This is a genomic window from Streptomyces sp. NPDC002958, from assembly GCF_055563255.1.
This window is the reverse complement of record NZ_JBVHDS010000001.1, coordinates 154,630-174,440: the sequence shown is the minus strand read 5'-3', so window position 1 is coordinate 174,440 and position 19,811 is coordinate 154,630. Positions and strand designations below refer to the sequence as shown.

The window sequence follows — 19,811 nt, the reverse complement described above, 5'->3', positions numbered from 1 at the left end:
GGCCACTGACTGTCCACACGCTCAACGAACTCCTGCTCGTCTGCTCACTCGTCCTGCTCGTCGCGGTGGTCGCGGTGCGCATCTCGTCCCGCAGCGGGCTCCCCAGCCTGCTCCTGTACCTCGGCATCGGGATCGCCCTAGGACAGGACGGCATCTTCGACGTCCAGTTCGACAATGCGGAACTGACCCAGGTGATCGGCTATGCCTCACTGGTCGTGATCCTCGCCGAGGGTGGCCTGGGCACGAAGTGGAAAGAGATCAAACCCGCGCTGCCGGCCGCCGCGATGCTCTCGATCGTCGGCGTCGGGGTGAGCGTCGGCGTCACCGCGGCCGGGGCGCACTACCTCGTCGGCCTGGACTGGCGGCAATCTCTGATCATCGGCGCGGTCGTCTCGTCGACGGACGCCGCCGCGGTCTTCTCCGTGCTGCGCAAAGTGCCCCTGCCCGCCCGCGTCACCGGTGTGCTGGAGGCCGAGTCCGGCTTCAACGACGCCCCCGTCGTGATCCTGGTGGTGGCCTTCTCGGCCAAGGGGCCGGTGGAGAGCTGGTACGTACTGGTCGGCGAAATAGCGCTGGAACTCGCAATCGGTGCGGCTGTCGGTCTCGCCGTCGGCTGGCTCGGCTCGTTCGGGCTGCGTCATGTGGCGCTGCCCGCGTCCGGTCTGTATCCGATCGCCGTGATGGCGATCGCGGTGTCCGCTTACGCGGTGGGCGCTTTGGCCCATGGCAGTGGCTTCCTCGCCGTCTATCTGGCCGCGATGATCCTCGGCAATGCCAAACTGCCGCACTGGCCCGCCACCCGCGGCTTCGCCGACGGGCTTGGCTGGCTGGCCCAGATCGGCATGTTCGTACTGCTCGGGCTCCTGGTCACCCCGCACGATCTGTACGACGACTTCTGGCCCGCGGTCGTCGTGGGGCTGGTGCTGACCGTGGTGGCACGCCCGCTGGCGGTCTTCATCTCGCTGGCGCCGTTCCGGCTGCCCTGGCAGGAGAAGGCGTTCATGTCCTGGGCGGGGCTGCGCGGCGCCGTACCCATCATCCTGGCGACCATTCCGATGGTGTCCGGGATCGAGGGATCCACCCGGATCTTCAACATCGTCTTCGTGCTCGTCGTCGTCTACACCCTTATCCAGGGGCCGACCCTGCCCTGGGTGGCGAAGGCCCTGAAGATCGCCGAGGACCCGTCGGAGGCCACCGACCTGGGCATCGAGTCGGCGCCGCTGGAGCGGCTGCGCGGCCACCTGCTGTCGGTGGCGATCCCCGGCAAGTCGAAGATGCATGGCGTGGAGGTCGGGGAGCTGCGGCTGCCCGCCGGGGCCGCGGTCACCCTGGTCGTGCGGGACCAGAAGAGCTTCGTACCGGCGCCGACGACCGTGCTGCGGCGCGGTGACGAACTGCTGGTGGTCGCCACCGACCCGGTGCGCGACGCGGCGGAGGAGCGGCTGCGCGCGGTCGGCGAAGGCGGCAAGCTCGCGAGCTGGCTGGGGACCGGCGGCAGCGGTGGCGAGAGCCTCGCCGGGCCTCATGTGGCGCATGAGGTGGCGCATGCGCTGAAGGCCGTGAAGAAGCTGGGGAAGAACGGCGGGCCGAAAACACCAAGCTGAGACCGAGGGCGCGGGGCGCGGGGCGCGGGGCGCTGGGCGCGGGCTCGGGGCGCAGGGCTCAGGGCGCGGTGCTCGGTGCGCTGGGCGCGGGCTCGGGGCGCAGGGCTCAGGGCGCGGTGCTCGGTGCGCTGGGCTCTGAGCACTGAAACTCTGAGCATTGTCGATGCGGGGCGGGGGCGGGGGCCTGGCACACAATCAGAGGTATGCAAGGACATCTGCCTGTATCATGAAGGAAACCTGATCGATCACACTGATCGGCCCCTGTGCCGGGGTCGGCCGGACCGATCGACCAACCTGAACGACCAACTCTGCCTGATGCAGAGCTGGCGCGACCGTATGGCGGTCGTGGCGTCCTCCGCCTCTGCTGAGCGCCCGGCATCTACCGCAGTTCCGCGCGAAGAGGACAGCTCTCGGCAGCACCCGCATGAGCCCGCACCACCTGTGCGGGCCCGGCCCCGCGGGAGCTCGGCCACCAGGCGGCAGAAAGGCATGGACCGTGGCGTCCACGGTCTCCGACCGCCCCGGATACGGGCAGTTGCTGCGCACCCCGGGTGCGTGGACGTTTCTCCTGCCGGGCTTCGCCGCACGGCAACCCTTCGCGATGCTGACGATCGGCATCGTGCTATTGGTTCAGCACACCACCGGCTCGTACGGCAGCGCGGGCTCCGTCGCCGCCGTGACCGGTGTCTCCATGGCTCTTTTCGCACCGCAGACCGGCAAGCTCGCCGACCGCTTCGGCCAGCGCGCCGTGCTGCTGCCCGGTGTCCTGGTGCACGCGGCCTCCGTATCGGCACTGACGGCGCTGGCACTGGCGGACGCGCCCCTGTGGGCACTGTTCGCGGCGGCCGTGCCGACCGGTGCGTCCGTTCCGCAGATCGGACCGATGGTCCGGGCCCGCTGGGCGGCCGTACTGGGCGCTGCACCGGGCCGCGAGGCCTCACCGCTGATGTCCACCGCGGCGGCCTTCGAATCGGTGACGGACGAGTTCACCTTCGTCATCGGCCCGGTGCTCGCCACCGCGCTGTGCACCGGGGTGCACCCGGCGGCCGGCCTGATCACGGAGGCCGGGCTGACCCTGGTCGGCGGACTGCTCTTCGCCGCGCAGCACCGCACCCAGCCCGCGGTGCGCGGCACCGCGTCCGGCACCTCCCAGCGGCAGGCGTCCGCCCTGTCCATACCGGGTGTACGGGTACTCGCGGTGGCCTTCCTGGGGATCGGCGCGGTCTTCGGCGGCATGCAGGTCTCGCTGACCGCCTTCACCGAGGAGATCGGCCGGCCCGGCGCGAACGGTCTGCTGTACGGGGTCTTCGCGGCAGGCAACATGCTGGCCGGGATCGCCTGCGGCGCCATCGCCTGGAAGAGCGGGCCGCGGCGGCGGCTGATCATCGGGTACGCGGCACTCACCCTGACCGCGTCCGGACTGTGGGCGGTGCACTCCGTGCCCCTGCTGGCGGGGCTCGGGCTGCTGGTCGGGCTCTCCATCGCTCCGGCCCTGATCAGCGGCTACACACTGGTCGAGGCGCTGGTGCCGGGGTCCGCCCGGACCGAGGCGTTCACCTGGCTGACGGGCTCGGTCGCCCTCGGCCAGGCGGGCGCGGTGACGGTCGCCGGGCGGCTCGCCGACGCCCACGGCGCCAGCACCGGTTTTGTGGTGCCGTTGGTGGGAACCGTGCTGGCGCTGGCCACCCTGGTGGCACTGCGTTCGAGACTGACACCGGCCCGCGCGACCATCACGGCCGCACGCGGCGCTGTTCACCGCGATCCTGTCGCGGCCGGAGGGTGACGATTCATGCGCATCATTCGCATCGACGCATCAGCGGAATACGTCAGTGTGACTCCTCCGCCACATAATGTGGCAGCTTTTCACTCAGGCCGGCGGCCCTCATGACGGCCAAGCCCTGACCGCTGCCCTCCGGGCAGGTGACAGGCATTACTGCAAACAGCGGCCCGTAGCAGCTACCATTGACGACTGTTAGCACTCATCGAGTGAGAGTGCCAGGAGGAAGACAAGTGCCGACCTATCAGTACCAGTGCACCGAATGTGGCGAGGGCCTTGAGGCGGTGCAGAAGTTCACCGATGATGCCCTGACCGAGTGCCCGAGCTGCGAAGGACGCCTGAAGAAGGTGTTCTCGGCGGTCGGCATTGTCTTCAAGGGTTCCGGTTTCTACCGGAACGACAGCCGTGGCTCGTCGTCGAGCAGCACGTCAGCGTCGTCCTCGGCGAAGGCGTCCGGTTCCGCTTCGTCCGATTCCTCGTCGTCGTCGACGGGGTCGGACACGAAGCCGTCCGCTTCCTCCGCGCCCGCCGCGTCTTCCTCTTCGTCCTCCTCGTCCTCCTCGTCGTCCTCGTCGTCCTCGACGAGTGGCACGTCGGCTGCCTGAGCCGAACTCCACGCTTCCCGGGGACCCCGCCGATCCGTTCGGCGGGGTCCCCGGCGTTTTCCCGCGCCGCTACTGTGATCGCATGTCGAACGCAGAGATCGGTGTCATCGGCGGCTCGGGCTTGTACTCCTTCCTGGAGGACGTCACGGAGGTGCGTGTCGACACCCCGTACGGGCAGCCGAGCGACTCCCTCTTCCTCGGCGAGATCGGCGGCCGCCGGGTCGCCTTCCTTCCCCGCCACGGACGCAGCCACCATCTGGCGCCGCACCGCATCAACTACCGGGCCAACCTGTGGGCGCTGCGCTCCGTCGGCGTACGTCAGGTGCTCGGCCCGTGCGCGGTGGGCGGCCTGCGTCCGGAGTACGGACCGGGCACCCTGCTCGTACCCGACCAGATGGTGGACCGCACCAAGGCCCGGACGGAGACGTACTACGACGGGGAGACCCGGGCCGATGGCGCGGAGCCGAACGTCCTGCATCTGGGCTTCGCCGATCCGTACTGTCCCGAGGGACGCAGGGCCGCGCTGGCGGCGGCCCGTGCGAAGCACTGGGAGCCGGTGGACGGCGGGACACTGGTGGTCGTCGAGGGTCCGCGCTTCTCGACCCGGGCGGAATCTCGCTGGCATGCGGCGATGGGCTGGTCGGTGGTCGGGATGACCGGGCACCCGGAGGCGGTCCTCGCCCGTGAACTGGGCCTTTGCTACACGACGATGACGCTGGTGACAGACCTGGACGCGGGCGCGGAGGCCGGGGAGGGCGTCTCGCACGGGGAAGTGCTGAAGGTGTTCGCGGCCAATGTGGACCGGCTGCGTGCGGTGCTCTTCGACGTGGTGGCCGCGCTGCCTGCGGAAGCGGATCGCGATTGTCCGTGCTCGCATGCGCTGGACGGGCTCGAGACGGGGATCGAGCTTCCTTAGAGGGGTGCGTGGGTGACGGTAGAGGGGTGGGTAGGTGACGGTGGAGGCGTGCGTGGGTGACGGTGGAGGCGTGCGTGGGTGACGGTGGAGGCGTGCGAGGGTGACGGTTGCGGCGTGGGTGGGTGACAGGGTTATCCACAACGCCGGGGCCGTCCACAGTCTTCGGCGGGAAACTCGTGGACGGTGGATCGTGAGGGGTGTCCGTCCGAAACTCCTCACGGCAGGTGGTGCTGGCCATGTTCCCGTCGTCCCCGCGCATGCCCTCTGAACGTTCCGCTCCGACCATGGCTCCGGGGCCTCCGGTGCCGGCTCCCCCACCTTGTGGTGTACCCGCGTTCGAGCCGCTGCGGGTGCGCGGAGGTGGTGGGCACCGGATGCGGCGGACTTTGTGGCGGCAGCGCCGCGCCTTGGCCGCCGGGCTGGCCGTGACGGCTGCCGCGCTGGCCGCGACGGGGGTGGGCGGGGGCGGCGCGGGCGGCGGTGCGACGCATGGGGCGGGGGCAGGCGGTACGGCAGGGGCGGCGCCGGAGCGGGCGCGGCGGCCGGTTCCGTTGGTGTCCGCACCGGTCCGGATCGCTGATGCGGGGACGGTGCGGCTGTTACGGCCGGGCGACCGTGTCGATGTGATCGCTGCCGAGGGGGCCGGAGCCGATGCCCGGGTGCTGGCGAAGGGCGCGCGGGTGGCCGACGTACCGGGAACCCCGGCCGAAGGCCCCGCGGATGACGGTGCGCTGATCGTGCTGTCCGTCCCCCGGGACACGGCGGCATCGCTGGCCGGTGCGGGTATCTCGGCCAGGCTGGCGGTGACCCTGTGCTGACAATTCCTCCTGATGAGCTGTCAGGCCACCGGAGCGGGACGCGCGGCAGGAGGACCGGCAGCAGCGTCGTCGGACCACCGGGGAGCGGGGGCTCAGATGTGGTGGGGCGGCTTCTCGTCGAGGAAGCGCGCCAGATCGGCGGCGCTGCCACCGGCCGGGGCCCGCTCGCCCCACCCTCGGTCCGTATCGTCCGCGGACTGCTGGTCCAGCGGATCGTCGAAGATCAGAGCCGGTCTGGGTTTCGGCTGTTCCGGCTGGGTCGGCTTCGAATCGCGCGGGCCGGGGGCGGGGGCGGTGCTCATACATCCAGGGTACGGCGGTGGTCAGCGGTCCTCCGGGTCGAGAAGCCACAGCCCGAGGACGACAAGGAACGACAGACAGAGGAAGCCCGCACCCCACCAGGCCGTGTCGGTGTGGCCCTCCATCCAGGCGTCGATGATGACGGTCAGGCCCCAGAGCTGTCCGATGACGACGGTCATGGCCAGGGCCAGCCGGGCCGTCAGTTTCGAGGAACGTTCGGGTTCCTGGTCGGTACCCGCGCCGGGACCGGGACCGGTGTGGCGGACCCGGGGGTCGCCGTAGCTGCTGGTGGCGCGGATCTGCGGATAGCGCTCACGGACGGGGGGGTTGAGCTCGGGGCGGGCACTGCCCGGGTGGTACTCCGGGTAATCCGGGGGCTCCTGGCTCCGGGGCTGCTGGGCATCGGTCATGACCGCCTGCCGGGGGTCTCGGTCTCAGCGGCCTGGGGTGCCTCCGCGCCTCATGGACTCACCGGGAAGGAGCTGATTGGTGATCTTCTTCGGCGCGAATGCCTTGGCGTCGTCGGGTTCGCCGTGACGAGGAAGGATTCCACTGGCCACGCCGAGGCTGCCGACGGCGAGTCCGCCCGAGACGGTCGTGACGATCCGGAGGTAGTCGCGCCGGGTGGTGAGGGAGTCGGCGGCGATCCGGTCGCGCAGCGCTTCGCGTGGATCCCCGGAGGGCGGCTGGTCGGTGACGCTCATCGGCGGACGTCCTTCCCGTTGATCTCCACGACAGGAAGGCCGCCGGGCACCGGCCACCGGACCTTGTCGGCGGGGACGACCATGGCGACGCCGGTACGGACCTCACTACTGCCGAAGACGAAGGTGTCGGCGACCTGGACGCCGGGGCGCTCGGCCTGGAGCTCCTCGACAGTCCCGTAGAACAGCGCTCCTGTCGGGCAGACGGTGGCGCACATGGGGGCGAGGCCGTAGGCGGTGCGGTCGTAGCAGAGGTTGCATTTCATCTGCAGCTTCGCCTGCAGGTCGATCTTCGGGACACCGAAGGGGCAGGCGTTGACACAGTTGGCGCAGCCGATGCAGCGGGTGGTGTCGGCCTGCTGCACCACACCGTCGGCGGTCACCAGGATCGCGTCGGCGGGGCAGACCTCGGCGCACGGGGCGACCGGGTCCTCGCAGTGCATGCAGACCGTGGGAAGGGAGGCTACGGACTGGCCCTCGTCGGTGTAGTCGAGGTGGATCATCGACTTGCCGCGGTGCGAGTCGCATTCCCGGCAGGCGGAGACGCAGGCCTGGCAGCCGATGCAACGCCCCGGGTCGATGAAGATCGTTCTGCCCATCATGCGGATCAGCTCCTCTCCGAGGTGCCGCGGCCCTGGGGGGACGTGGGCGGCAGCGGGTCGGTACGGGAGACCTGGGCGTCCGGGTAGGCGACATGACCGGGTGCAACGGGAGGTGCGGGAACCTCGTCGATCGTCTCGGCGTGCTCGATACGACAGGCGCACACCTTGTACTCGGGAATCTTGGAGCGGGGGTCGAGGGCGTCGATGGTGAGGGCGTTCGCCGCGGTGGGGACGGGCCAGTGATACGGGATGAAGACGGTGTCGGGGCGGATCGCCTCGGTGACCAGAGCGGGAAAGACCTCGCTGCCGCGCCGGGTGATGACACGAACCGGTTCACCGTTGCGGAATCCGTGGGAGGGGTGGAGCTCGGCCCAGGGGCGCGGAGTCTGTTCGACGAGGGCGCCCAGGCGGCGGGTCTGATTTCCGGAGAGGAAGTGAGCGACGGTGCGTCCGGTGGTGAGCGACATGGGGTACTCGTCGTCGTACGGGTCCACCGGCGGGTGCCACTCGACGACCTGCAGATGGATCCTGCCATCGGGGTGGTAGGTCTTCCCGTCCTCGAAGAGCCGGGGGGTGCCGGGGTGGTCGGTGGCGGGGCAGGGCCAGGCGATCCCGCCGGTCTCCTCCAGCCGTTCATAGGTGATGCCGAAGTAGTCGTTGACGGTGCCGGCGGAGGCGGTCCGCAGTTCGTCGAAGACCTCGCGGGAGTCGGCGAAGTCGAATTTGTCGCCCGCGCCGAGGCGCTTGGCGAGTTCGCACATCACCCAGGTGTCGGTCCGAACACCGGGAGGCGGGTCCTGGGCCTTGTTGTGCTTGACCACCCGGGCCTCGGCGTTGGCCATCACTCCTTCGTCCTCGGCCCAGGTGGTGACGGGGAAAACGACATGTGCGTTGGCGGCGGTCTCGGAAAGGAAGAAGTCGAATTGGGCATGGAACTCTGTGGCGTCGTACCCCTCCTTGACCACCTTGTAGTTGGGGAGAGAGACGAAGGGGTTGTTGCAGATGCCGATCAGTCCGCGGATCTCGCGGCGCTGCATCTGCCAGACCATTTCCATCATCGAGGTGCCTGCGGGCGGGAGTTCGGACTCCTCGATGCCCCAGATCTCGCAGATCTGCCTGCGGTGCTCCTCGTTCGTGATCGACCGGCCGCCGGGAAGGAGGTCGGACTTCTGACCGTGCTCGCGGCCCCCCTGCCCGTTGCCCTGGCCGGTGAGGGTGCCGTATCCGGCGCCGGGCTTGCCGATGTGGCCGGTGGCGGTGCAGAGGTTGATCACACTGAGGCAGTTCTCGACGCCCTGCGAGTGGTGTTCGATGCCACGGGCGTGCCAGGCCATGGCTCTGGGGGCACGGGCGAAGGCGCGGGCGACCTGGACGACCTGCTGGGCGGGGATGCCGCAGATTTCGGCGGCCCGGGACGGCGGGTACTCGGCGGCCTTGGCCTTCACCTCCTCCCAGCCGGTGGCGTGGGCGGCGAGATAGGACTCGTCGGTCAGTCCCTCCTCGATGACCACGTTCAGCACGGAGTTGAAGAAGGCCGAGTCGGTGCCGGGCCTGAGTGCGACGTGGATGTCAGCGGTACGGGCGATCGCGGTCTCCCGCGGGTCGATGACGATCAGGCCGGCGCCGCGGTCCCGGGCTCCCCACACGTACTGGGTCATCACAGGGAAGCACTCGCCGACGTTGGAGCCCGCGATCAGCAGACAGTCGGTCAGCAGGATGTCGGAAAAGGGGTTGCCCGCCCGGTCGATGCCGAAGGCGAGTTTGTTGGCGCCCGCGGCACTGACCATGCAGAGCCGGCCGTTGTAGTCGACGTGCCGGGACTTGAGGGCGACTCGGGCGAATTTACCGACCAGATAGGTCTTTTCGGTGAAGAGGCTGGCACCGCCGAGGAGTCCGAAGGCATCGTTACCGTAAGTCTGCTGGATGCGCTTGATCTCGGAGACGGTGAAGTCGAGTGCCTCGTCCCAGGAGACCTCGCGGAAGTCCTCGTCGCGGGAGCGGCGCATGAGCGGTGCGGTGAGCCGGTCGGGGTGGTTGACCTGCTGATACGCGTTGATGCCCTTGGGGCACAGCCGCATCCGGTTGATGTCGTGGTTGCGGGGTTCGACACCGAAGACCTTGCCCCCTCGGTCAACGCGCAGATACATCCCGCACTGGACCCCGCAGAAGCAGCAGTGGGTGGGGACGAGCGTCTCTCCCTCCTGGTCGGCGTGCCACTGGTCGGCGGGGATGCCGCCCGCGTCCCGGAAGGCCCGGGTGCCAGGTGGCGCGAGGGAGGGGTCGAGCGGGACGACCGTGCGGGGGTCGGCCGCTCGCGGGTCCGAGGTCACTTGAAGCCCTTCTTCACCTGGGAGAGATAGGCGCTGCCACGCAGCACCCGCTTGCAGCGCGGGCAGTATTCGGCCCACTCGTCGAAGTCGAGGCTGAGGTCGCGCATGGTGCCGCGGAGGTTTTCGACATACGGCGCGGTGTCGATGGGCTCCTCGCAGCGGCGGCAGCCAAAAACCTCCTGGTCCTGCGGCGCGGTGTATTTGAACAGCTGCATGCCGACCGCGGCCGGGCGCTGGACGATGTGGAAGAACTTCCCGAATGGGATGTAGATGAGAGTGAAGACCACCGACACCATGTGGAAAATCGCCAGGAATTCGTATCCGCCGCCGTGCAGAAAGATCGACGAGAGGGTGAGCAGCAGACCGGTCACGGAGATGACGATCAGGGCGATCAGCGGCACCATGTCGTAGGCGAAGCGCTGGCCGGTAATGGCGCCGCGGTCCTTCATCCGCCGCCAGAGGAAGTACGAGGCGCCGGGGATGACGAGCACGGCGGCGATGTCCAGGCCGTGGAACATCAGCCAGCCCAGGACGTCCAGGGAGTCGAAGCCGATGATCTTGAAGCCCCAGATGCGCATCTCGTAGCCAGGGCCCGCACCGGAACCGGAGGTGAAGGTGAACCAGCCCCAGGTCAGCGGAAAGGTGATCAGGGAGGCGAGGATGCAGCCCCAGAAGATCAGTTGGTGAGCGGCCCAGCGGGGGTAGGAGCGGGCGCCGAGGAATTTCTGGAAGCCCAGATACGTGGCGATCATCCTGGGCAGGGCGGTAGGGGCCTTGCGGAAGTTGGCCAGGGAGAAGAAGCTCCGCCACCCCTGCTTCAACAGGCGGCGGGCGGCGGGCGCGGAGACCCAGACCGTGTAGCGGTAGGCGATACCGAAGGCGAGGAAGACGGTGGCGACGGCATACGGGAGAAGGGCGGAGTCGAAGTTCTCCAGAAGCCGGCTGCCGAACACGATCGCGAGGATCAAGAGGGCAGAGACGATGACGCCGGTCGCGGTCGCGCGCGCGGTGACGGACCGGGGCGCGGCGCCCCGGGGTCCGGTGCTGCCGGAGGTCGGCGAGGTGCCGGGCGCTCCGGCGGAGCCGGTGCGTGCACCGTGGGCGGGCTGCGCGGCTGCGTCGGAGGATTCCGGTTGCTCGATCACCCCGTCACCGTAGGGGCGTATGGGACGGTTGGTCCTGTTTTAAGGCTCGGCGGGGTGAGCCCATTCGCCCGTCCGGCTGGCAGCCCGTCGACAGCACCGCGGTCCGTCAGACGGCTCGCAGTCCGTCAGACGACTCGCAGTCGCGATCTCGCGGAGCACCTGCCGCCCCCGTGGCCGCGCCGGCCATCCTGACCTGTACGTTCACCAGGGGGTGGGCGGTGTTCGCGGCCGGCCTGGCGGCAGCGCCGCGACCGTGGCCGCAGGGGTGAACCGTCCCGGCGGCCCATGGTGGCGGGGTGAGCACGCGGGCGGCAGGTCGTGCACGCGGGCGGCAGGTCGTAAGTGACAGGTCGTAAGTCGCGAGTGGTTATTCCAATGAGTGAGGAGCACGCAATGACGGAGGAACCACAGAAACCGACAGATTCGTCTGCCCCGTCCGCACCGTCTGCCTCGTCCGCGCCGCACACATCGGTCATGTCGGCCGGCCCACTCGACGCGTCGGCCGATGTCACCGGCCCGCTCGACGCGCTGACCGACGTCGCCGGGCTGCGCGTCGGCCATGCACAGGTGGCGGGCGCGGGCGCGCTGAGCGGCACCACCGTCGTCCTCGCCCCCGAGGGCGGTGCGATCGCGGCCGTCGACGTACGCGGTGGTGGCCCCGGCACCCGGGAGACGGACGCGCTCGATCCGCGCAATCTGGTGCAGCGCATCGACGCCGTCGTCCTGACGGGCGGCAGCGCGTACGGCCTGGACGCGGCGTCCGGCGTGATGGCCTGGCTGGAGGAACAGGGGCGCGGGGTGCGGGTCGGCCCCGATCCGTCGCAAGTGGTGCCGGTGGTTCCGGCCGCGTGCATCTTCGACCTGGGGCGGGGCGGTGACTGGCGGGCCCGCCCGGACGCCTCGACCGGCCGCGCGGCGGCGGAGGACGCGGCAAGTACGGAGTCGGGGGCGCCGGTCGTCGAAGGGGATGTCGGCGCCGGAACGGGCGCGGTCGCCGGACAGCTCAAGGGCGGGGTGGGCACGGCGAGCGTGCGGCTGGCGTCCGGAATCACAGTGGGCGCGCTCGTCGTGGTGAACGCGGCAGGCTCGGTCATCGATCCGCGTACCGGAGTGCTGTACGGGGAGTACGGCGCCGCCGAACCGCCGATGCACCCAGCGCCCGAGGTCCACCGTGCGGCACGGCAGCGCCTGGCCGAGGCGCGGGAGGCCGACGCGCGGCCCCCGCTCAACACCACGCTCGCCGTCGTCGCCACGGACGCCGGTCTCACCCGGGCCCAGGCGCAGAAGCTCGCGGGTACGGCGCACGACGGGCTGGCGCGCGCCGTCCGCCCCGTACATCTACTGACCGATGGGGACACCGTTTTCGCGCTGGCCACCGGCGCCCTGCCACTTGATCCGCAGAACCCGACTGCGCTCAACGACCTGTTGGCGGCCGGCGCGGACGCCCTGACCCGTGCCATCGTGAAGGCCGTCCTGGCAGCTCAGAGCGTCAGCGGCCGTTCCGGCGGCGGCAGCTACCCCTCGTACAGCGATCTCTACGGCGCACGCCGACCCCCCTCACGGCCGTCGCCGCACAGCCGCCCGGCCCCCGACTCGCCTCCTGAGTAAGGAAGTTCGGACGAACCACCAGGAACCATCTGCGTGTGTCATACGTTTTCCTGAACCCCGGTCACGATGTCGGACCCAGGGACTACGTTAAGCACGCATCAAGTAACACGCGGCAACGGCCTGGAGACAGCACCTTGAGCGATCCGTACGAGACAACCGAGCAGCACCTCGAGCGACTCCTGCGACGGGCACTCAACTCTTTCGACCTGCCCGACAGTACGGTCGAGAGACTCGGTACCGCGCTCGCCCACAGCAGTTCCCTGCACTCCTCGCACCACAGTTCCGTACTCCACAGCGAGACCTACCGCCATACCTATCTGCTGTCCGACGGCACCCCCTTCACCCTGTGGGAGCTGGTGCACAGCGGTCCCCGGGGCGCGACGGACCCGCGGTCCCGGACGGAGCCCGACCTCCGGCACCACGAGCTGTACGACGACGAGGCCGATGTCCATATCGCCGCTGCCCGGCTGACCGGCGGCTTCGGCGAGGTCCCGCTGTTCGGGGACGACGGACCACAGGCCGACCTGGAGATACTCACGGTCTTGATGGCGGCTCCCCCGGTCCTGCTGCCCCGGATGTACGCCCCGGACAATTCCGCCGACCATGCCCGCCGCGTCCTGCGCCGCGCGGAGAACAGCGACGGCCCCGGCGAGGAGACCGCCCGGCTGCTGCGCGCCGCTTTCGCCCACCACATCACCCAGGTTTTCGGCCGGCAGTGCCGGGTGGACGGGCGGGACGCCGGGTTCACGCTGTACGAGCACGCCTTCCTGCTGCTCGACGGCAGCGAGACGAGCCTGTGGGAGGTCGAGCACACGGCCACACCTGACGGCCGCCACATGTGCGAGGTCTACGGCGACGAGGAGTCCGCCCGCGGGGCCATGGAGAGCCGTACGCGCATCTGCTGACCCGCGGGCCGGGGCCGGGGACCGGTGGTCCACGCCCACACATGCGGGTGCCCACACCGTTCCTAGCCAGTGTGCGTAAGTGAGTCCTGGACCCACTGGTGCGTTCTGGGCGCATCCTGAACGGTTTTGGATGCGCTGGGTTGCCGCTTTCTCGTCCCGTTCGGCGGCACGTCTCCGGGGGCGTGGTCCGTTGCGGGTGGGCGGTTTCCCTCACGCCCCCGGGTGCCTGGTCCGGCCTGGATGGTCCGATGCCCCGCACGATCGCTCCGGTCGTGTGGGGGCGGTGCCGTCCGACGCCGGACCGGATGTCCGAGGGCGCGTCGTCCGATCGCGATACCCCCAGCGGCATCGTGACGGGACATCTTTCGCTTGGGGGTGGCCAGCGGTTTCTGCCAGTGCTGGCCGCCCCACAAGGATGTGTAGGCGGGGTCGACCGCGACCATGCTCAGGCCCTGTTCAGCGGCCATGGAGACCAGCCGGGCCTTGAGCTTCCCGGTCGGGATGCCGGAGATCAGCTGCCGGAACCGCTTCTTGCGGCCGTGCTTCTCGCGGGTCCTCTCGGTGGTGAAGTCGAGGTCTTCGACGGCGATCGCGGCGACACCGGCCTGCTTGGCCCAGTTGATCAGGCGGGTCAGGGCGTGGCGGATCTGGGCGTCGCGGTGAGCGGCGGTGCCGGACAGGTCGTAGAAGAACCGCCGGGGCTCGCCGATGGGGTTGCCGTGCCGGTCGAGGCGGTAGGCGGCGAAGTGGTCGGCGTTGGTGTCGACGCCGATCATGCCCCGGGCGCGGGCGGTCTCCAAGGGGATGGTGTGCACGGCGGGGCGTTGCCAGGAGGCGGTGAGGTACCAGCGGCCGCGTTCGGTGTCGCGGTGGATGCGGTAGGCGACGGCCCGGTTCGCGGTGATGCGGTCGGCCCACTCCGCGCCCCGGTGCGCGAACGCCACGGTGGGGGCGAGGGTGTACCGGCCATGAGGGGCGTTGGCCAGGTGCGCGAGCGGGACAGGCAGTTTGATGCTGACCTCGCCGTCCGGGGTGACGCGGATCGTCTCGTTCCCGAACCGCTTGCCCGACTCGCCGTCGGCAGCGATGAACCAGCGTTCCGCCTCCCAGCGTTCCCGCCATTGCCCTTCGGTGAGCTGGGCCTGGGTGAGGTGGTGACGGGTGTTGAGGAGACGTCTGCCGCCCCGCACCACCCGCACCCGCCCGGCCTGCCGGTCGGCAACAACGGCCGCATGCCGTGCCTCCAGAGCGGCAAGACGGCGGGACTTGTGGAACCACTCGCCCCTGGAGCGGTAGCCGCCCGCAGCCCGCTTCGTCCCGGGTTCCCCGATCGGGAGGGACAGGCGGTGCCGCAGCGCCCTGATCCCGGATTCCAGCGTCTGGATGTGCGCGGCCTGGCAACGGCGAGCCAGCGCCCACTGATCGTGCGTGGCCTTGGTGATCGCACCCGCGATCCGCGACGACGACAGCGGCGTCAGGTCCCGCTTGCGCGACGCCCAGGTGTCCGCGCTGTGCTCCAGACCATCCGCACAACGAGCCCTGAGATCACGGGATGCCAGCGCGCCCTGATGCTCACCGACCGCACGCAGAACCTTCTCGTCCCGGGGCGTGAGGTGCTTGAGACGGCCCCGGACCGCCACCCCGCAAGGCCCCGGCACCACAAAGGGCGCGGCCACCTCCCGCACACCACCCACCACAACACCCCCCACCATGCCGAGCACCTGCCACCCAGCCCAACGAGCACGACAGCTGTTCCCGCCCCGCGAACCCGCCGACAGGACTCACTCCCGCTCACCGCGACGCACTCCAGCTCAGCAAACCGACAGCAGCTCACAACCCCTGAGGGTGCGGGCACCCGCGCACTCCTTCGTGGCGGTGCACGGAGCGTCAGAACGTCACGGCGTCAGCGCGGGCGCCTTGGCGAGTTCGGCCTGAGGCCCGTCCACGGTGTCCACGGACGCGTCGTCCACGGCCTCGTCGCCGCCCTCCACGTGCTGCCGCGGTCGCGCGGGCAGCGCGAACATCACCAGGAAGATCACCACGAGCACCCCGGCCACCCACCACAGCGAGTACCGGAACGCCTCCGCGAACGCCGGGCCCACCTGCTGCGGCGCCGGCCGGTCCCCGATGGAGCTGAAGAAGACGACCGAGACCAGTCCGAGCCCGAGCGCATTGCCCATCTGCTGCACGGTGTTGATGAGCCCGGAGGCCGAACCGGAGTGCTCCTTCGGCACCTCGGACAGCACCGCGTCCGTCAGCGGGGCCACGATCAGGCCCATGCCGATACCCATGACCACCAACGGCGGCACCATCTGCCAGGACGTGATGCCCATGCCGTACCGGTCGGACTCCCAGATGTAGAGCAGCAGTCCGGCGACCATCAGCAGTGCACCCGCCTGGAGGACCTTGCGGCCGAAGCGGGGCACCAGCTTCTGTACGGAGATCCCGGCGGCGAACGAGGCGGCGATCGAGAACGGGATACCGGTCGTACCGGCCCGCAGCGCGCTCCAGCCGAGGCCCATCTGCATGTAGAGCGTCCAGACCAGGAAGAAGATGCCGAGACCGATGCCGAAGGTCAGCTGCACGGCGATGCCCGCCGCGAAGCTCTTGACCCGGAACAGCGACAGCTCGACCAGCGGCGAACCGTCCTTGCGCGCCTTCTTCCGCTCGAACACCACCAGGACCAGGAACACCAGGAGACTGCCGGCCATCGACACATGGCCCCACAGCGGCCAGCCCAGCTCGCGCCCGCGGGTCAGCGGGTAGATCAGCATCAGCAGCCCCAGTGTCACCAGGGCGACACCGGTCAGATCGAGCCGGAGTGCATTCGGGGCCTTGGACTCGGTGATGAACTTCCGGCCCAGGATCAGGCCCGCGATGCCGACGGGAAGGTTGATCAGGAAGATTGGCCGCCACTCGAGTCCGGCGATGTTCCACTCGGTGAGCAGGGCGCCCAGCAGCGGCCCCGAGACAGCCCCGAGGCCGACGATCGCGCCGAAGAGGCCGAAGACCTTGCCCCGCTCGTGCGCCGGGAAGGTGGCGTGCACGATCGACAGCACCTGCGGAACCATCAGCGCGGCGGTGCCGCCCTGGAGGATACGGGAGGCGACCAGCATCTCCGGGTTCGCGGCGAAGCCGCAGAGCGCGGAGGCCAGCGTGAAGCCGCCGATACCTATGAGGAACAGCCGCTTGCGGCCGTAGATGTCGCCCAACCGGCCCCCGGTGATCAGCCCGGCCGCGAAGGCCAGGGCGTATCCGGCCGTGATCCACTGGATCGAGCTGAACGAGGCGCCGGTGTCCTGACGGATGCTCGGGATGGCGATGTTGACGATCGTGACGTCAACCAGGTCCATGAAGGCCGCAGTCATCACGATGGCGAGCGCGAACCAGCGTCGCCGGTCCGACGGGTCCGAGGACACCGTGGGCCCGGATGCCGTGGACGGCAGAGATGTGGAAGAAGTCATTTGAAGAAGCTAAAGAGCTATTAGGTCAGATCGTGGCCCAATGAATGGGCATCCTGACGAGATGACCGACACCCCGGCACGAGGCTGAGCCCATGACCGACACCCCGGCACGACTGCTGAATCTGCTGTCGCTCCTCCAGACGCCCCGCGAGTGGCCGGGCAGCGAACTCGCCGAGCGGCTCGACGTCAGCCCGCGCACCATCCGCCGCGACATCGACCGGCTCCGCGAGCTCGGCTATCCGGTCCAGGCCTCGCGCGGATCGGTCGGCGGCTACCGCCTGGTCGCGGGCACCGCCATGCCGCCGCTGCTCCTCGACGACGAGGAGGCGGTGGCCATCGTGGTGGGCCTGCGGGCGGGTGCCGGCCATGCCATCGAAGGGGTCGACGAGGCCTCCGTGCGGGCTCTGGCGAAGCTGGAGCAGGTGCTGCCGTCGCGGTTGCGGCACCGGGTCTCGACCCTGCAGAACGCGACGATGCCGCTGACCCGCGGCGACGGCTCGACGATCGACCCGCACACGCTGACGGTGATGGCGGCAGCGGTCACCGGGCGGGAGCGGCTGCGGTTCGCCTACCGGGCAGGCGACGGCGCCGAGACGAAGCGGCAGGCCGAGCCGTACCAACTGGTGAGCACGGGGTGGCGCTGGTATCTCGTCGCGTACGACCTGGAGCGCGAGGACTGGCGTACGTTCCGGGTCGACCGGGTCAGCGAGCCGTTCCCGACCGGGGCCCGGTTCACACCGCGCGAGCTGCCCACGGGGGACGCGGCGGAGTTCCTCAGCAACTCCATCGCCCGGCGGCAGCCGGAGATGGCGGTCGATGTGAGCTTCGCGGCCCCGGCGGATTTCGTGTCCGCGCGGCTTCCGGCCTCGATCGGCCCGCTGGAGCGGACCGGCGGGAACAGCTGTCGGCTGCGGGCGGTGCTGTCGGACTCGCTGGAGTGGGTGGCGCTCCGACTCGCACTGGTGGACTGCGAGTTCACCGCACACAAGCCGTCGCAACTGGTGGAGTACCTGAGCGATTTGGGCGCCCGACTGAGCCGCGCGACAGCACCCTGACCCCGCGCGACAACACGCCGTTGCGCGGCCGACCGGGCACGCAACGCGGCAACGGCGCAGCCCGGCAACGAGGCAACGAGGCAACGAGGCAACGAGGCAACGAGGCAACACAAAAAAAGAATGAGCCCCGGCGCCAGGGGGGGTGGGCGCCGGGGCTCAACTCAGGGGGTCACGCGAAGCGACCCATTTCGGAGGTTACTGGACTCGGGCTCATGCCGCAGCGTCAAAACCCGTGTCGTGGGCCATTCGCTTCAGTTCGAGCAGTGCGTGCTTCTCGATCTGGCGGATCCGCTCACGGGTCAGCCCGTGCTGCTTGCCCACCTCGGTGAGGGTCCGCTCACGGCCGTCCTCGATGCCGTACCGCATACGGATGATCGATGCGGTGCGGTTGTCGAGCTTGCCGATCAGGTCCTCCAGCTCCTCACTGCGCAGCAGCGTCATCACCGACTGCTCGGGCGACACCGCGGAGGTGTCCTCCAGCAGATCACCGAACTGCGTCTCGCCCTCGTCGTCCACGGACATGTTGAGGCTGACCGGGTCACGGGCCCAGTCCAGGACGTCACCCACGCGCTCCGGCGTGGAGTCCAGCTCGGCGGCTATCTCCGTGTGCTCCGGCTCGCGCCCGTGCTCACGGTTGAACTCGCGCTGCACCCGGCGGATCCGGCCGAGCTCCTCCACCAGGTGGACGGGGAGCCGGATCGTACGGGACTGGTCGGCTATGGAACGGGTGATGGCCTGGCGGATCCACCACGTCGCATACGTGGAGAACTTGAAGCCCTTGGCGTAGTCGAACTTCTCGACCGCGCGCACCAGGCCCGCGTTGCCCTCCTGGATCAGGTCGAGCAGGGGCAGCCCGGCCCGCGGATAGCGGCGGGCGACGGCAACGACCAGTCGGAGGTTGGAACGGATGAATATGTCCTTGGCGCGCTCGCCCTCGGCGACCAGCGCCTCCAGCTCCTCGCGCGTGGCTCCACCGGCTTCGCTCTCCACCACGCCGTCGAGAACCTGCCGCGCGTAAACACCCGCCTCGACGGTTTGCGACAGCTCGACCTCCTTGGCGGCATCGAGCAACGGTGTACGCGCGATCTCGTCCAGGTACATGCCGACCAGGTCGCGATCGGCGATCTCTCCGCTCGAGGCGCGAACACTGCTTGCCCGGCTGGTCCCGCCGGTGGCGGACGAACGACGGGCGACGGCACGGGTTGCCATGCGTGCTCCCTTGCTGAGTAGGTCGCGACACCCTCTCGGGTGCCCTGCATCCGATGGAAACAACGACTGGAATCCGGACAGAATTCCCATGCCTGGCATTCATTTTCGCGATCATGCAGTACCCTGTGCCGCCGCGAGGGGAGTGCACATGTCGAACATCCAGACAGAAGTGCAGGTCAGGCCGGGCACCGAAGGTGATTTGGTGGCGCTCACGGACATCTACAACCATTACGTACGTGAGACCGCCCTCACATTCGATACGGCCCCCTTTACACCCGAACAGCGGCTGCCGTGGCTTCGTTCCCATCCCGAAGACGGCCCGCACCGTCTTCAGGTTGCTCAGGATGTCCGCGTTGTCGGCCCCGCCTCGGTCCTGGGGTACGCCACCAGCAGCGCTTTCCGCCCCAAGGCGGCGTACGAGACCTCGGTCGAGGTAAGCGTGTACTGCGCCCCGTGGGCCACCGGCCGCGGCATCGGCACGCTCCTCTACTCATCCCTGTTCGAGGCGCTCGCCGACGAGGACGTGCATCGCGCGTACGCGGGCATCACCCAGCCCAACGACGCCTCGGCCCGACTGCACGAGCGCTTCGGTTTCCGCCATGTCGGTACGTACGCCGAGGTGGGCCGGAAGTTCGGCACGTACTGGGACGTGGCCTGGTACGAGAAGCGGCTGGGGCCACACTCCTAGGGCCCGGCCCGGCCTAGGCAGTGGACCTAGGCCCGACCCGGCCGCGGCCTCGGACCGAACGGCATTGGGCCTAGGTCCACGGCC

17 protein-coding genes and 1 pseudogene are annotated in these 19,811 nt (G+C 69.5%); 9 read left to right on the top strand and 9 right to left on the bottom strand.

The window, feature by feature from the left end; genetic code table 11:
- Positions 1-65 precede the first annotated feature (65 nt).
- The 5 genes from ACZ3IC_RS00840 (at position 66) to ACZ3IC_RS00820 (ending at position 5,720) form a co-directional block, all read left to right on the top strand.
- Complete coding sequence (locus ACZ3IC_RS00840; RefSeq protein WP_467411275.1) at positions 66-1,604, top strand: potassium/proton antiporter; 1,539 nt, start codon at positions 66-68, stop codon at positions 1,602-1,604.
- Between the two features lie 496 nt (positions 1,605-2,100).
- Complete coding sequence (locus ACZ3IC_RS00835; protein ID WP_467411274.1) at positions 2,101-3,387, top strand: MFS transporter; 1,287 nt, start codon at positions 2,101-2,103, stop codon at positions 3,385-3,387.
- 227 nt (positions 3,388-3,614) lie between these two features.
- Positions 3,615-3,986 (top strand): FmdB family zinc ribbon protein, encoded by a 372-nt coding sequence (locus ACZ3IC_RS00830; protein ID WP_467411273.1) that lies wholly within the window; start codon positions 3,615-3,617, stop codon positions 3,984-3,986.
- Between the two features lie 82 nt (positions 3,987-4,068).
- Entirely contained in the window at positions 4,069-4,902 is an 834-nt protein-coding gene (locus ACZ3IC_RS00825) for an S-methyl-5'-thioadenosine phosphorylase (protein WP_467411271.1), read from the top strand.
- 236 nt (positions 4,903-5,138) lie between these two features.
- Complete coding sequence (locus ACZ3IC_RS00820; RefSeq protein ID WP_467412071.1) at positions 5,139-5,720, top strand: hypothetical protein; 582 nt, start codon at positions 5,139-5,141, stop codon at positions 5,718-5,720.
- 92 nt (positions 5,721-5,812) lie between these two features.
- On the opposite strand, the gene ACZ3IC_RS00815 is transcribed toward ACZ3IC_RS00820, so the two are convergent.
- The 6 genes and pseudogenes from ACZ3IC_RS00815 to ACZ3IC_RS00790 form a co-directional block, all read right to left on the bottom strand.
- Complete coding sequence (locus ACZ3IC_RS00815; RefSeq protein ID WP_393702200.1) at positions 5,813-6,022, bottom strand: hypothetical protein; 210 nt, start codon at positions 6,020-6,022, stop codon at positions 5,813-5,815.
- A 21-nt stretch (positions 6,023-6,043) separates the two neighbouring features.
- Positions 6,044-6,430, bottom strand: a complete 387-nt coding sequence (locus ACZ3IC_RS00810; RefSeq protein WP_467411270.1) for a hypothetical protein — start codon at positions 6,428-6,430, stop codon at positions 6,044-6,046.
- A 51-nt stretch (positions 6,431-6,481) separates the two neighbouring features.
- Positions 6,482-6,724 (bottom strand): annotated as a pseudogene (locus tag ACZ3IC_RS00805) ((2Fe-2S)-binding protein); the annotation flags it as partial.
- Entirely contained in the window at positions 6,721-7,323 is a 603-nt protein-coding gene (locus ACZ3IC_RS00800) for a 4Fe-4S dicluster domain-containing protein (protein ID WP_467411268.1), read from the bottom strand. The pseudogene ACZ3IC_RS00805 and the gene ACZ3IC_RS00800, both read right to left, overlap by 4 nt.
- Before the next feature lie 5 nt (positions 7,324-7,328).
- Positions 7,329-9,653 (bottom strand): molybdopterin oxidoreductase family protein, encoded by a 2,325-nt coding sequence (locus ACZ3IC_RS00795; protein ID WP_467411267.1) that lies wholly within the window; start codon positions 9,651-9,653, stop codon positions 7,329-7,331.
- Complete coding sequence (locus tag ACZ3IC_RS00790) at positions 9,650-10,798, bottom strand: MFS transporter (RefSeq protein ID WP_467411266.1); 1,149 nt, start codon at positions 10,796-10,798, stop codon at positions 9,650-9,652. Before ACZ3IC_RS00790 ends, ACZ3IC_RS00795 begins: the two co-directional genes overlap by 4 nt.
- Positions 10,799-11,272: 474 nt before the next feature.
- On the opposite strand from ACZ3IC_RS00790, the gene ACZ3IC_RS00785 reads away from it, so the two are divergent.
- Positions 11,273-12,406 carry a P1 family peptidase gene (locus ACZ3IC_RS00785; protein WP_467411264.1) on the top strand — a complete coding sequence of 378 codons (1,134 nt, stop codon included), beginning with the start codon at positions 11,273-11,275 and terminating at the stop codon, positions 12,404-12,406.
- Between the two features lie 134 nt (positions 12,407-12,540).
- Positions 12,541-13,311 carry a DUF6227 family protein gene (locus tag ACZ3IC_RS00780; protein ID WP_467411263.1) on the top strand — a complete coding sequence of 257 codons (771 nt, stop codon included), beginning with the start codon at positions 12,541-12,543 and terminating at the stop codon, positions 13,309-13,311.
- A gap of 62 nt (positions 13,312-13,373) precedes the next feature.
- On the opposite strand, the gene ACZ3IC_RS00775 is transcribed toward ACZ3IC_RS00780, so the two are convergent.
- The gene (locus ACZ3IC_RS00775; RefSeq protein ID WP_467411262.1) at positions 13,374-15,023 is read right to left on the bottom strand and encodes an IS200/IS605 family accessory protein TnpB-related protein; all 1,650 of its coding nucleotides are present in this window, start codon (positions 15,021-15,023) and stop codon (positions 13,374-13,376) included.
- Between the two features lie 183 nt (positions 15,024-15,206).
- Positions 15,207-16,775, bottom strand: coding sequence for an MFS transporter (locus tag ACZ3IC_RS00770; protein WP_467411260.1), 1,569 nt, complete (start codon positions 16,773-16,775; stop codon positions 15,207-15,209).
- Between the two features lie 92 nt (positions 16,776-16,867).
- On the opposite strand from ACZ3IC_RS00770, the gene ACZ3IC_RS00765 reads away from it, so the two are divergent.
- The gene (locus ACZ3IC_RS00765; protein WP_467411259.1) at positions 16,868-17,830 is read left to right on the top strand and encodes a helix-turn-helix transcriptional regulator; all 963 of its coding nucleotides are present in this window, start codon (positions 16,868-16,870) and stop codon (positions 17,828-17,830) included.
- Positions 17,831-18,040: 210 nt separating this feature from the next.
- Here the strand turns inward: ACZ3IC_RS00765 and ACZ3IC_RS00760 are convergent, their stop codons facing one another.
- Entirely contained in the window at positions 18,041-19,039 is a 999-nt protein-coding gene (locus tag ACZ3IC_RS00760; RefSeq protein WP_467411258.1) for a sigma-70 family RNA polymerase sigma factor, read from the bottom strand.
- 148 nt (positions 19,040-19,187) lie between these two features.
- Here ACZ3IC_RS00760 and ACZ3IC_RS00755 point away from each other — a divergent pair, with 148 nt between their 5' ends.
- Positions 19,188-19,727 carry a GNAT family N-acetyltransferase gene (locus tag ACZ3IC_RS00755; protein WP_467411256.1) on the top strand — a complete coding sequence of 180 codons (540 nt, stop codon included), beginning with the start codon at positions 19,188-19,190 and terminating at the stop codon, positions 19,725-19,727.
- Positions 19,728-19,811 lie beyond the last annotated feature (84 nt).